At 37.5% G+C, this 13,451-nt stretch carries 11 protein-coding genes and 2 tRNA genes; all 13 read left to right on the top strand.

The features are described from left to right. Positions 1-59: 59 nt before the first annotated feature. The 13 genes from F7888_RS19000 to spoIIE all read left to right on the top strand — a co-directional run bounded on the left by F7888_RS19000 (position 60) and on the right by spoIIE (position 13,415). Positions 60-290, top strand: a complete 231-nt coding sequence (locus tag F7888_RS19000) for an anti-sigma-F factor Fin family protein (protein WP_191782298.1) — start codon at positions 60-62, stop codon at positions 288-290. Between the two features lie 155 nt (positions 291-445). Further along, complete coding sequence (mfd, locus tag F7888_RS18995) at positions 446-3,919, top strand: transcription-repair coupling factor (RefSeq protein ID WP_191782372.1); 3,474 nt, start codon at positions 446-448, stop codon at positions 3,917-3,919. A 224-nt stretch (positions 3,920-4,143) separates the two neighbouring features. Beyond that, positions 4,144-4,680 (top strand): stage V sporulation protein T, encoded by a 537-nt coding sequence (gene spoVT, locus F7888_RS18990; RefSeq protein WP_191782295.1) that lies wholly within the window; start codon positions 4,144-4,146, stop codon positions 4,678-4,680. An 86-nt stretch (positions 4,681-4,766) separates the two neighbouring features. Further along, positions 4,767-6,377, top strand: coding sequence for a putative polysaccharide biosynthesis protein (locus tag F7888_RS18985; protein ID WP_225228893.1), 1,611 nt, complete (start codon positions 4,767-4,769; stop codon positions 6,375-6,377). A gap of 10 nt (positions 6,378-6,387) precedes the next feature. Beyond that, complete coding sequence (gene yabN, locus F7888_RS18980; protein WP_191782293.1) at positions 6,388-7,857, top strand: bifunctional methyltransferase/pyrophosphohydrolase YabN; 1,470 nt, start codon at positions 6,388-6,390, stop codon at positions 7,855-7,857. A 36-nt stretch (positions 7,858-7,893) separates the two neighbouring features. Beyond that, positions 7,894-8,154, top strand: a complete 261-nt coding sequence (locus F7888_RS18975) for an RNA-binding S4 domain-containing protein (protein WP_191782291.1) — start codon at positions 7,894-7,896, stop codon at positions 8,152-8,154. Positions 8,155-8,275: 121 nt separating this feature from the next. Further along, a complete protein-coding gene (yabP, locus tag F7888_RS18970; protein ID WP_191782288.1) occupies positions 8,276-8,581 on the top strand; it encodes a sporulation protein YabP in 306 nt (101 codons plus the stop codon). Further along, positions 8,578-9,213 (top strand): spore cortex biosynthesis protein YabQ, encoded by a 636-nt coding sequence (gene yabQ, locus F7888_RS18965; RefSeq protein ID WP_191782286.1) that lies wholly within the window; start codon positions 8,578-8,580, stop codon positions 9,211-9,213. The genes yabP and yabQ overlap by 4 nt, the downstream gene beginning before the upstream one ends. Positions 9,214-9,228: 15 nt before the next feature. Further along, positions 9,229-9,612 carry an FtsB family cell division protein gene (locus tag F7888_RS18960; protein WP_191782283.1) on the top strand — a complete coding sequence of 128 codons (384 nt, stop codon included), beginning with the start codon at positions 9,229-9,231 and terminating at the stop codon, positions 9,610-9,612. A 71-nt stretch (positions 9,613-9,683) separates the two neighbouring features. After that, entirely contained in the window at positions 9,684-10,109 is a 426-nt protein-coding gene (locus F7888_RS18955) for a S1 domain-containing RNA-binding protein (protein ID WP_191782281.1), read from the top strand. A 380-nt stretch (positions 10,110-10,489) separates the two neighbouring features. Beyond that, positions 10,490-10,566: transfer RNA gene (locus F7888_RS18950), tRNA-Met, on the top strand. A 21-nt stretch (positions 10,567-10,587) separates the two neighbouring features. After that, positions 10,588-10,659 (top strand) — tRNA-Glu (locus tag F7888_RS18945). 278 nt (positions 10,660-10,937) lie between these two features. Continuing rightward, complete coding sequence (gene spoIIE / locus F7888_RS18940) at positions 10,938-13,415, top strand: stage II sporulation protein E (protein WP_191782279.1); 2,478 nt, start codon at positions 10,938-10,940, stop codon at positions 13,413-13,415. The last annotated feature ends 36 nt before the right edge of the window (positions 13,416-13,451 follow it).

Below are 13,451 nucleotides of genomic sequence, written 5' to 3'. Positions count from 1 at the left end.
TTCATAATAGAAAAAAATAGACTTTCTATTGCTATGTTCAGTTAGGAGGAATTTAGATTATGGCACTCCATTACTTTTGTCGCCATTGTGGGGTCAAGGTTGGAAGTATAGACCAGATGTCTTTATATACTGATAGTTTAGGCTTTCATCAACTGACAGATGATGAAAGACAAGATATGATTACATACGAATCAACGGGTGATATTCATGTTAAGACGATTTGTGAAGACTGTCAGGAAGCGTTAGAACGGAATCCAGATTTACATCAATATGAACGTTTTATTCAATAGTTATTCGCTTTGGCAAACAACCAAAGCATTTTTCTGTTTTATTATTTAATTTTTGAAACCCTATCGAATGTCATAGGGAGGAGGGGTTTAGCTTGTTAGCGGGAATACAAAAATATTTTATCGAAAATGATGAAATTAAATCAATCTTAAACGGAATGGATGGTGGATTAAGGGAGCAGCTGGTTGCTGGTCTATCTGGTTCGGCACGAACAGTCTTAATCGCCTCAATATATAAAGAAACGAAGCGTCCGTTGCTTGTAGTTACACATAATCTCTTTCAAGCGCAAAAGCTCTATGAGGACTTAACGACATTGGTGACTGAGGATGAAGTATTTCTATATCCTGTTAATGAACTAATTGCATCTGAGATTGCTGTCTCTAGTCCAGAGCTGAAGGGGCAGAGAATTGAAGCGCTTAATTATTGGAGTGCTTCTAAACGAGGGATTGTGATCGCTCCTGTTGCAGGGATGAAGAGATATCTTCCTCATAAGTCACAATGGCTCCAAAGTCAGCTTGAACTAAAAGTAGGAGAAGATATAGATTTAGATCATCTTCTAGAGAAGCTAATTAAAATGGGGTATGAGAGAACCTCCATGGTTGCAACACCTGGTGAATTTAGCCTGCGTGGTGGGATCTTTGATATCTATCCGTTAACTGAAGAGAATCCTTTGCGGATTGAATTGTTTGATACTGAGATAGATTCTATAAGAACGTTTTCTATTGATGATCAACGTTCGATGGGAAAACTAAGCTCCGTGATGATTGGACCAGCAACTGAGATACTACTTGATCAAGGGCAAATTGAAGAGGGAATTGAATTATTAGAAGCGGGTCTTTCAAAAAGCTTAAAGAAGATTAAGAACGAAAGTAGTAAGGAACGATTAGTAGAGAATATTAATCATGAATTGGAATTACTTAAGAGTGGTCAGCAGTTTGGACAAATCTTCAAATACATTTCACTCTTCTACAAAAAGCCTGCTAGTTTGCTAGACTATTTACCAGCTAATGGTGCAGTCATTCTTGATGAGATTAGTAGGGTCTTTGAAATGTCTGATCATTTGGATAAGGAAGAAGCTGAATGGTATACGAACCTCCTTGAAGATGGTGAGATTATTCAAGGAATGAAGTTTTCTCATGAAATGACGGGCTTTATTCAAAAATCAACACAGCCGTTTATTTACTTTTCACTATTTTTACGACATGTACCACATACAAATCCACAAAACATCTTAAATTTATCCTGTAAACAAATGCAAAATTTCCATGGTCAGATGAATGTGTTAAAGACCGAGATTGAACGGTGGAAGAAAGGGAATCATGCGGTAGTCCTTTTAGGCTCTAATGAGGATCGAGTGAAGAAGCTAGAAGCTGTACTGGATGATTATGAGATAGAGGGAATCACGGTTGGCTCTGACACAGAGCTTACTCATGGGAAGGTTCATATCGTGCTAGGTGATTTAAATGATGGATTTGAATTGCCACTTCAAAAGCTAGCTGTCATTACTGAGGAAGAGCTCTTTAAGAAACGATTAAAAAAGAGTAAAAGAAAGCAAAAGCTATCTAATGCAGAACGAATTAAAAGCTATTCTGAGCTTCAAATTGGCGATCATGTTGTTCATGTAAATCATGGGATTGGTAAGTATTTAGGAATCGAGACGTTAGAAATTAACGGTGTTCATAAGGATTACTTAAATATCAGGTATCAAGGAACGGATCAGCTCTATGTCCCTGTTGATCAGATTGACCAGGTTCAGAAGTACGTAGGTTCTGAAGGCAAAGAACCAAAGATTTATAAGCTTGGTGGAAGCGATTGGAAACGCGTGAAGAAAAAGGTTGAATCGTCTGTTCAGGATATTGCGGATGATTTGATTAAATTATATGCAGAACGTGAAGCGAGTAAAGGATATGCCTATTCGCCTGATGGCGATATGCAACGTGAGTTTGAAACGGCGTTTGCTTATCAGGAAACAGAGGATCAATTACGCTCTATTCAAGAAATTAAGAAGGATATGGAAAGTGAACGACCAATGGATCGCTTATTATGTGGTGATGTTGGATATGGAAAGACAGAGGTAGCAATCAGAGCTGCATTTAAGGCAATAATGGATGGAAAGCAGGTTGCTTTCTTAGTTCCAACCACGATTTTGGCCCAACAGCATTATGAAACCATTCGAGAACGATTTCAGGATTTCCCGATATCCATTGGCTTGCTAAGTCGATTCCGTTCTAGAAAACAACAGAATGAAGTAATCAAAGGGTTAGGTACATCAGCCGTTGATATCGTTGTCGGAACACATCGGATTCTATCTAAGGATATTACGTTTAGAGATCTTGGGCTATTAATTATCGATGAAGAACAAAGATTTGGTGTAACTCATAAAGAGAAGATTAAGCAATTAAAAGCAAATATTGATGTGCTGACATTAACAGCAACTCCAATTCCACGAACGCTGCATATGTCTATGCTCGGAGTGCGGGACTTATCTGTCATTGAAACGCCACCTGAGAACAGATATCCAGTACAAACGTATGTCGTAGAATACAATGGTGCACTAATTCGTGAAGCGATTGAGAGAGAGTTGGCAAGAGATGGTCAAGTCTATTTCCTCTATAATCGGGTAGAGGATATTGAACGAAAAGCAGAGGAAATATCGATGCTGGTTCCTGATGCAAGAGTTGCCTATGCTCATGGAAAAATGACTGAGAATGAATTAGAATCTGTCATTCTTAATTTCTTAGATGGTCAATATGATGTGTTAGTTACAACCACAATTATTGAAACAGGTGTAGATATTCCCAATGTAAATACATTGATTGTACATGATGCAGACCGTATGGGACTTTCGCAACTGTATCAATTACGTGGGCGAGTTGGGCGTTCAAACCGAATTGCTTATGCATATTTCACTCATCGAAAAGATAAAGTGCTAACTGAAGTAGCTGAAAGAAGGTTACAGGCAATTAAAGAATTTACGGAGCTAGGTTCAGGCTTTAAGATTGCGATGCGTGACTTGTCAATAAGAGGTGCAGGAAATATTCTTGGAGCACAACAGCATGGCTTTATAGATTCTGTCGGATTTGATCTCTACTCGCAAATGCTAAAGGAAGCAATCGAAGAGAAACGTGGAAATGGAAATGTCGAAAAGAAAATCAATGTTGAGATTGATTTAGAAATCGATGCGTATATTCCAGATGCCTATCTTTCAGACGGTCATCAGAAAATTGAAATGTATAAGCGTTTTAGAACAATTAGTTCAATTGAAGATGTAGAGGAATTGAAGGAAGAAATGGTGGATCGTTTTGGTGATTATCCAAGAGAAGTCGAACTACTATTTATGATTGCTGAAATGAAAGTGTATGCAGCGCGAGAACAAGTCGAGTCGATTAAGCAGAATAAACAAGAGATCACGATTCTTATCTCTGAGCAAGCAAGCCAACTAATTGATGGACAGAAGTTATTCCAGTTAAGTAATGAGTTTGGTCGAATGATCAGTCTTGGTATGGAAGGAAGTCGCCTTAAGATTGTGCTTCATACGAAGAATGTGAGTGTCGATAAATGGTTAGATATTTCACAAAAGATGATAAAAGGACTTGCTAATGTAAAAAAAGAAAATGTAAGCACAAGATAGTATGAAAAAATAATTTTAATGGGTATGATTATTTATCCTTTTGGCTATTCTTAAATTGGGGTTTTTTCACTTATAAAGAAAAAAAAGCTTTCATGATGAATATAAGTTTGCTTGTGTAGGATACTAAACTTATCACAGCAAATGGTGATTTATTGAAATGTAGGTCAATTATACAAATCACCTCAAAATTTTTAATCATCAGATGAAAGTGAGGCAACTTAAGAATGAAAGCAACTGGAATTGTTCGTCGAATTGATGATTTAGGTCGAGTAGTCATCCCGAAGGAAATCCGTAGAACCTTGCGTATTAGAGAAGGTGACCCACTAGAGATATTTGTAGACAGAGATGGTGAAGTCATTCTAAAGAAATACTCACCAATCAGTGAATTGAGTGACTTTGCAAAAGAATATGCGGAAGCATTATATGATAGTTTGGGTCAAACGATTCTCATTTGTGACCGAGATGCCTTCATAGCAGTGGCTGGTGGATCTAAAAAAGAATACTTAAGCAAAAATATTAGTGATGTGATTGAGAAGTCGATGGAAGATCGAAGCTCATTACTTGAAACAAGTGAGCGTCAGATTGAAATCGTTGATGGGCAGGAAGAAACAATATCTTCGTATACGGTTGGACCAATCATTGCAAATGGTGATCCAATTGGGGCTGTCGTGATTTTATCAAAGGAAAAGACACTTGGTGAAGTTGAACAAAAAGCAGTTGAAACGGCAGCAGGATTCTTAGCACGTCAAATGGAGCAATAATATATTAATGAACATTAGGTAGCAGTAATGCTACCTTTTTATTATGGTATAATACTTTTTGAATCTAAGGGTGAAAGGAGATGACTATGGAGGATAAAATGACTCAACATGTGAAAATAAGAGTATGGGAAGGCGCATTTATCCTAACGATAGCAGGACTTTTCATGAAGGTTCTTAGCGCGTTTTATCGAATCCCCTATCAAAATATAGCAGGAGACATCGGCTTTTATATTTATCAGCAAGTCTACCCAATAGGTGGCATCGCTCTGGCGTTATCTACATACGGATTTCCTGTAGTCATCTCCAAGCTAATTGCTGAGAAGGATGAACTTCAGGATGATGCTGGGATGAACAAAATTTTATACACATCTCTTTATATGCTATCTATTATTGGAATTTTGTTATTTAGCTTTCTATATATAGGAGCTGACTGGATTGCTGGAATTATGGGAGATCTGGAGTTAGTTCTTTTAATTAAAGTGGTGTCCTTTTCTTTTCTATTGCTTCCTATCACATCGATTTTGCGTGGATATTTCCAAGGAAGAAAAACAATGACACCAACTGCCCTATCGCAGGTAACAGAGCAAACAATCAGAGTTTGTACAATTCTTATCCTGTCTTATTTGTTAATAAGTCATGATTATGATATTTATTTCGCTGGAGCGGGTGCGGTATTTGGATCAATTACGGGTGCGATTGCAGCAATTGGCATCTTACTTTATTTTGCACTTAGGCAGAAAAAAGGAACACAAAAGAAACAGCAAAGATCGACAATCTCTAGTGTTGAGGTCATAAAGGCTGTCCTTGGACAAGGAATTACGATTTGTATCAGTGGACTAATCCTCATTCTTATTCAACTAATGGATTCCTTTTCACTGTATTCGTTATTGTTACAAAGTGGATTGGAGGAAACAACGGCAAAGGAAATGAAGGGTGTATATGATCGGGGCCAGCCTTTAATTCAACTTGGGACCGTAGTTGCTACCTCCTTATCATTAGCGCTTGTTCCGTTAATCGCCAGTGCAAAAAAGAGAGAAGATCTGCCATTTATACATACGAAAATTAGCTTGTCTCTCCGTTTGAGCTTAATGGTGGGGATTGGAGCGACAATCGGTCTTGCATGCATTATAAAACCGACGAACATTATGCTATTCCAGAATCAGTCAGGCTCTCAGGTCTTATGGTTATTATCATTTTCAATTTTATTTACGTCACTTGCTCTCACTCTTGCCCCTATTTTACAAGGCTTAGGGCATCCTGGAATCTCAGCACTCGTTGTTTTAGCTGGGATCGGGTTAAAATGGTGGCTAAATCAGCTCCTTATTCCGTCCTATCAGCTTATTGGAGCTGCTGTTGCAACTGTTATCGCCTTTGTCTTTATTGCTTTAGTACAATGGCTGATATTAAAAAAGAAGGTTCAAGGTGTCTTTGTATCAACTCATTCCTTGAGCAAAATGGTCTTATCAGCCTTCATTATGTTCATAACAATAAGAGGATATTATTTTGTGCTATCGCTAATGATTGATCCTGCTGGTGATTCACGCTTATTGGCTACTTTTAGTTCGTTAACAGGAGTTGTGCTTGGAGGAGTTGTGTATATCATTTGCATTATAAAAGGACAAGTCTTTACAGATGAAGAATTATCGCTAGTCCCTATGGGGGATAAGCTAACGAATATTAGAAGAAAAATAAGCTAGGGAGGCATATATGAAGCATACAATCACAATTGTTGGGCTAGGTGCAGGGGATTTGAATCAAATGCCCGTGGGACTCTATAAAATAATTACAAAAGCAGAGCATTTGTATTTACGAACGAAAGAACATCCAGTCATTACGGAGTTAGAGAAGGAAGGTCTTGTCTATCAGTCGTTTGATGAAATCTATGAAGGACATGAGCAATTTCAAGATGTTTATGAGGAAATTGCCCACCGGTTAGTAGAGGAAGCAAGAACGAAGGATGTCATTTATGCAGTACCTGGGCATCCACTAGTAGCTGAAAAAACAGTCCAGCTCCTCCTCGAACCAAAAGAGGACACTCATTATCAGGTCGAAGTAGCGGGTGGACAAAGCTTCTTAGACCCATTATTTGCAGCTCTTCAAATCGATCCGATTGAAGGCTTTCAATTTCTTGATGGTCTTACATTTGAAGAAGATGAATTACAGCTTTCTCAACATATTATTATTTGTCAGGTCTATGATGCGATGGTTGCTTCCCACGTGAAATTAACGTTAATGGAACAATTGCGAGATGATTATGAGGTTTTTATTGTCACTGCAGTTGGAAGCAGGGAAGAAGTCATTCAAAAGGTGCCTTTATATGAACTAGACAGAGGAGTAGAGCTTAGTAATTTAACAAGTATCTATGTTCCGCCAGTTAAAGATTCTCATGCGTTATCCCATGACTTTAGAACATTCAAGCGAGTCATTGCTGCATTAAGAGGTCCTGGTGGTTGTCCATGGGATCAAAAGCAAACCCATCAATCACTGAAGAAGTATCTTTTAGAAGAAGCGTATGAATTATTAGAAGCGATTGATAATGAAGATGATTTACATATGGTTGAAGAGCTTGGTGATGTCTTATTACAGGTGGTACTTCATGCTCAAATTGGAGAGGATGAAGGGTACTTCTCAATGAAGGATATTATTAAAGGCGTTACAGAAAAAATGATTCGCAGACATCCCCATGTATTTGGTGATGCGCAAGCAGATAGTGCTGAAGAAGTAGTGAGAAATTGGGACGAAATCAAACGTTCAGAAAAAGGAGAAACCAAGGAAGAATCCATCCTTGATGATGTCCCGAAAAGCTATACTGGTTTAATGAAAGCATACAAGTATCAGCATAAAGCTGGAAAAGTAGGGTTTGATTGGCAGGAAATCGAACCGATGTGGGCGAAAGTAAAAGAGGAGATTCAAGAATTCACGGAGATTGCAGATGAAAAGCAGGATTCAACGAAACAAATGATCTCAGAATTAGGAGATATCTTATTTGCATTAGTGAATGTTGCTAGATTCTATAAAATCGACCCAGAAGAAGCAATCAATATGACGAATGCAAAATTCTATCGAAGATTCTCTCATATTGAGAATGAAGTACGTAACATGGGTAAAGAAATGGAACAACTGAGTCTTGAGGAGCTCGATGCCATTTGGGAAGAAGCGAAGAAAAAGGGTCTGTGAAAAAATATAATGTTGTAGGAAATGGAAGTGATCAATATGAGATTAGATAAATTTCTAAAGGTTTCACGATTAATAAAACGACGTACACTTGCAAAAGAGGTTGCTGATCAAGGAAGAATCGCCATTAATGGATTAGCTGCTAAAGCAAGCTCAACTGTAAAAGTCGGAGATGAATTATCGATTCGATTTGGTCAAAAAATCGTGTTCGCCAAAATCAATGAGTTAAAGGAATCAACAAAAAAAGAAGACGCACAAAACATGTTTACCATCCTTAAAGAAGAAAAAGTCGAAGAGTAAAGGCTTGTTCTAAAAAATTCATCACCCACATAGATATATACTAAACCTGAGTGAAAGGGTGTCCTAAAAGGAATGAGGATGCCTTCCATTGCTACTCATAAAAGATATGTGGGGGATGTATATGAGTCAGTACTATGAAACAGGACCTACAAATAAAGGGACTGTACAAGAACATGATGTTGTCATGAGAAGTAGAAGAGTCTTAGATATTACGGGTGTGAAACAAGTAGAAAGCTTTGATAATGAAGAGTTTCTACTTGAAACGGTGATGGGTTTTTTAGCGATTCGAGGACAGAATCTACAAATGAAGAACCTAGATGTGGAAAAAGGAATCGTATCCATTAAAGGAAAAGTCTATGACATTAGCTATCTAGATGAACAGCACGGGGAGAAGGCTAAAGGATTCTTTAGCAAGTTGTTTAAATGAGTTTAACTACCCAGTTCTATACGATGATGGCAATGATAGGTATGGGTAGCTGGTTAGGTGCTGCGCTTGACACGTATGGCCGCTTTTTAAAGCGGCCAACACGTGCCCATTGGGTAGTCTTTATAAACGACCTATTATTTTGGCTATTCCAAGGACTTATCATTTTTTATACGTTATTATTAGTTAATGAGGGAGAGCTGCGATTTTATGTGTTCATTGCCCTACTTTGTGGCTATGCGGCATATCAAAGTATCTTAAAAGAGTGGTATAATAAAGGACTAGAAGTATTTATTCAATTTATCATTGGAACATACAGATTCCTAGCGAAGGCGTTTCATTTATTCATTATTAGACCGATTATGGCTATTTTTCAAGCGATTCTTGTTCTGCTACTTGGGATCTATAACTTTGTGCTAATCCTTTTGAACATGATCTTGAAAATAGTACTAGTTCTATTGAAAATAGTCTTTACTCCAGTAAAATGGATCGGGCTTCTAATCTGGAATTTTGTACCAAAGAAAATAAAAAGATTCTGTGAAAAATATTTTTATAAATTAGCAGGATTTTTTCAACATGCACAGAATATCAAACATATCATATATAAATTATGGAAGAAGATAAAAAAGTCTTAAGGAGGCAATCGCTTGATGAGTGCAGCTAAAAAAGGGAATCTCGCACAACTACAATCAACATACATAAATGCACATAACAAACAGGAAGAAGCAATTGCTAGAAAACGCCGTGGCTTATATCGTCGCCTCATCGCTTTTACCGTCCTTGGCTTGCTGATCACGTATGGATTTGTTTCAACGTTAATATCTCAATATAACAAGATACAAGAACAAGCACAAACGAGAATTGAGCTAGAGCAAGAAGCTACAGAACTGAAGAAACAGCAAGTCTTATTAGAAGAGGAAATTGTCAAGCTAGATGATGATGATTATATTGCAAAAATTGCGAGAAGAGATTACTTTCTTTCTGAAGAAGGAGAAATCATTTTTAAGATTTCAGGCAGTTCTTCGTCTTATTGACACTCGTTTTTGCGTTTATGTATAATGTAATAAAGTGATTTTTTTATATCTTAAGGAGGAGCATTTTTTTTATGTCAATTGAAGTAGGCAGCAAGTTACAGGGTAAAGTAACAGGTATTACTAATTTCGGAGCGTTTGTAGAATTGCCAGAAGGTTCAACAGGGCTTGTCCATATTAGTGAGGTTGCTGATAATTACGTGAAGGACATTAATGAGCACCTAAAAGTTGGAGATCAAGTTGAAGTGAAGGTTATAAATGTTGAAAAGGATGGCAAAATTGGTCTGTCTATTAAAAAGGCAAAAGAAACACAACAACAACAACGTCCGCAAAGAAACAATAATCCTCGAAACAATAACAGAAATCATCAAGATCAACGACCAAAGGAAAACTTTGAACAAAAGATGAATCGTTTCCTGAAGGATAGTGAAGAACGATTATCTTCCCTTAAGCGTCATACCGAATCAAAACGAGGTGGACGAGGAGCCAGAAGAGGTTAACTTGCTGCTATTACATTTTTAATAAAGGCTGTTTTCTCAAAGTTTGTTGTTTTTTGATGTGAATTAGTTGAGAATAGATTTCTAGCAGACTGAATACACGGAGACTCCCGTGGGACTAGTAGCCAAAGTGAGACCCCGCAGGAGCACAAGCGACGAGGAGGCTCACCGGTTACCCACAGGACGCGGAGTGTATTCAGGCTGCGGTATCAAAAGCAACAATATATACGAAAACAGCCTTAATAAATGATACAAAGCACTCCGTTTGGGTGCTTTTTTTATAGTTGATATAATTTAATAATTCTGTGATTAAAAGAATGTATTGACGGATAATTTATCTGATTGTATGATAGTTTTTGTGATTTCTCTTCATTAATCAATTTGGCGGTGTAGCTCAGCTGGCTAGAGCGTACGGTTCATACCCGTGAGGTCGTGGGTTCGACTCCCTCCGCCGCTACCAAATTCATTAATCACATAGTCTGGCCCGTTGGTCAAGCGGTTAAGACACCGCCCTTTCACGGCGGTAACACGGGTTCGAATCCCGTACGGGTCATCTCAAAAAAAGAGGTATTTCTTATTGTAGAAAAAACAATAGGAAATACCTCTTTTTGTATCTAGTCGTAAATTTCTACATCTTTTTTTCATGATTCTACTTTTTTTGAATAGATTTGGCATGAAAAACTTAAAAAATCAACTAAGTCTCTTTGATTTTGTAAGATTTCTTGTAATACAGTCGAATGATTTCTAAGAGTTGTTCTGTTGTTTTGACAAATTATTGAAACAATTGTCTGTATAATTACAATCAACTATCTAAAACGGGGAGTGTTTACGATGGAAAGACTAGAGAGGAATCTGATTGATCCAATATCAGAGGTTGACATAGGGGAGACTCAAAGTAACTTATCTCAATGGACGCGACGACTTCAGGTTAAAATAGAAAATGTATTAATGCATAAAGGACTCTTACTAATCTTAGTAGGCTTTTTGCTTGGACGAGCAATTATTCTAGCGAACATTACTCCTTTTGCACTACCATTTTTTGCTACTGTGTATTTAATGAAAAAAGATAGAATTGGATTTGCCTTTCTATCGGTATTAGCAGGTGCCATGACTGTATCTGTGAATATTACAATATACACATTTATCAGCATTGTCTTATTTGTGATTTCGCAGCAGCTAATCAAAAGGCTAAAGGCTGATCCACTCAAATGGTTACCAACCATGGTATTAGGTTCAGCATTAGTTACTAAACTAGCAATTACTTTTGTTACAACAGGTGACCTTACTTTTTATGATGGAATGATGGCTGGAGTAGAATCGGGGTTAAGTTTTATTTTGACATTAATCTTTCTACAGAGTATTCCTCTATTAACTTTAAAAAAACCAAGACATTCATTAAAAACAGAAGAAGTTATATGTATGATTATATTAACTGCCTCCGTATTAACCGGAACCATTGGTTGGTCAATGTATGATTTAGCATTAGAAAATATTATGTCTAGATATCTAGTGTTATTATTTGCATTTGTTGCGGGTGCGACGATGGGTTCGACAGTAGGTGTGGTGACGGGATTAATATTAAGTCTTGCTAATGTGACAAGCCTTTCTCAAATGAGTCTGCTTGCTTTCTCCGGTTTACTAGGTGGATTACTTAAGGAAGGTAAGAAAATAGGCGTGTCAATGGGTCTATTAATAAGTTCATTATTATTGGGCTTGTACGGTGAGGGATCGACACAAATTTTATCAACGATGTATGAATCATTACTAGCCATTGGGTTGTTTTTAATTACACCTGCAGCTTTAACATCAAAGCTAGCAAAAATGATTCCAGGAACAGCTGAATATTCCGCTGAACAGCAGCAATACTTAAGAAAGATTAGAGATGTAACTGCAAACCGTGTTGAGCAGTTTTCATCTGTATTTCAAGCGCTGTCAAATAGCTTTTCCCAATTTGGCACACCGCCACAAACAGAGGATGAGGACCGTGAAATTGATTATTTCCTCAGTAATGTGACTGAGAAAACCTGCCAAACCTGCTTCAAGAAGGAAGTGTGCTGGGCAAAGAACTTTAATACAACATATGATCATATGAAAGATATTATGCATGAATTAGATAGTGATTCTTTACAATACAATTACACTCTTACTAGGGAATGGGACAAGCATTGTGTGAAATCAAAGAAGGTTATTGAAGCAATTGATCAAGAGCTCACTCATTTTCAAGCCAATCAGAAATTAAAAAGGCAGGTACAGGAAAGTAGAAAGCTAGTGGCAGATCAATTACTAGGTGTCTCTCAAGTGATGGAGAATTTCGCAAAAGAAATTCAGCGTGAACGAGAAAACCATCACATGCAGGAAGAGCAAATACTTGAGGCTTTGCACTCATTCGGAATAGAGATTGGACATGTTGAAATCTATAGTTTAGAACAAGGCAATATTGATATAGAGATGAGTATTCCATACTGCAATGGAAGCGGTGAATGTGAAAAACTAGTAGCTCCAATGCTATCGAATATCCTGAACGAAACAATTGTAGTTAAGCAGGAGGATTGTGCCTCTTACCCTAATGGATATTGCCACGTATCATTTGGATCAACGAAAGCGTTTGTCATTGATACAGGTGTAGCTCATGCTGCAAAAGGAGGAGGACTTGTTTCTGGAGACAGCTTCTCGACGATTGAACTGGGTGTTGGAAAGTATGCTGTTGCTATTAGCGATGGAATGGGTAATGGTGTTCGTGCACATCATGAAAGCAATGAGACGTTGAAGCTTTTACAAAAAATCCTCCAGACCGGAATTGAGGAAAAAGTAGCCATTAAATCGGTGAATTCTATTCTATCGTTACGTACAACAGATGAAATTTTCTCAACACTAGACTTAGCTGTCATAGATTTACAGGATGCTAGTGCAAAATTCTTAAAAATTGGTTCAACACCAAGCTATATCAAGAGAGGGGAACGTATTAATCGAGTACAAGCAAGTAATCTACCAATGGGAATTATAGAAGACTTCGAGGTAGATGTTGTAAGTGAGCAACTAAAGGCTGGTGACATCCTAATTATGATGAGTGATGGCATCTTTGAAGGACCAAAGCATGTTGAAAATTATGATTTATGGATGAAGCGTAAAATTAAAGAGCTAGAAACAACTGATCCACAGGAAATTGCTGATTTAATTATGGAAGAAGTGATCCGTACACGCTCAGGTAGTATAGAGGATGACATGACTATTGTTGTAACAAAAATAAAAAGAAACATTCCTAAATGGGCAGCCATTCCAGTCTATCCATCACAGAAAAAGGCTCAATGATATTTTGCTAGAAAAAGAATAGAATGAGAGGTTTAA

It is taken from the genome of Litchfieldia stipae (assembly GCF_014837155.1).
In the GTDB taxonomy this organism is placed as follows: Bacteria; Bacillota; Bacilli; order Bacillales; family Bacillaceae_L; genus Litchfieldia.
This window is presented reverse-complemented; position numbering and strand designations above follow the sequence as displayed.

Excerpts from the sequence above, each read along its gene's own strand:
- F7888_RS19000 (WP_191782298.1), top strand. The coding sequence starts at position 60 with ATGGCACTCCATTACTTTTGTCGCCATTGTGGGGTCAAGGTTGGAAGT.
- mfd (WP_191782372.1), top strand. The coding sequence starts at position 446 with ATGGATGGTGGATTAAGGGAGCAGCTGGTTGCTGGTCTATCTGGTTCG.
- spoVT (WP_191782295.1), top strand. The coding sequence starts at position 4,144 with ATGAAAGCAACTGGAATTGTTCGTCGAATTGATGATTTAGGTCGAGTA.
- F7888_RS18985 (WP_225228893.1), top strand. The coding sequence starts at position 4,767 with ATGGAGGATAAAATGACTCAACATGTGAAAATAAGAGTATGGGAAGGC.
- yabN (WP_191782293.1), top strand. The coding sequence starts at position 6,388 with ATGAAGCATACAATCACAATTGTTGGGCTAGGTGCAGGGGATTTGAAT.
- F7888_RS18975 (WP_191782291.1), top strand. The coding sequence starts at position 7,894 with ATGAGATTAGATAAATTTCTAAAGGTTTCACGATTAATAAAACGACGT.
- yabP (WP_191782288.1), top strand. The coding sequence starts at position 8,276 with ATGAGTCAGTACTATGAAACAGGACCTACAAATAAAGGGACTGTACAA.
- yabQ (WP_191782286.1), top strand. The coding sequence starts at position 8,578 with ATGAGTTTAACTACCCAGTTCTATACGATGATGGCAATGATAGGTATG.
- F7888_RS18960 (WP_191782283.1), top strand. The coding sequence starts at position 9,229 with ATGAGTGCAGCTAAAAAAGGGAATCTCGCACAACTACAATCAACATAC.
- F7888_RS18955 (WP_191782281.1), top strand. The coding sequence starts at position 9,684 with ATGTCAATTGAAGTAGGCAGCAAGTTACAGGGTAAAGTAACAGGTATT.
- spoIIE (WP_191782279.1), top strand. The coding sequence starts at position 10,938 with ATGGAAAGACTAGAGAGGAATCTGATTGATCCAATATCAGAGGTTGAC.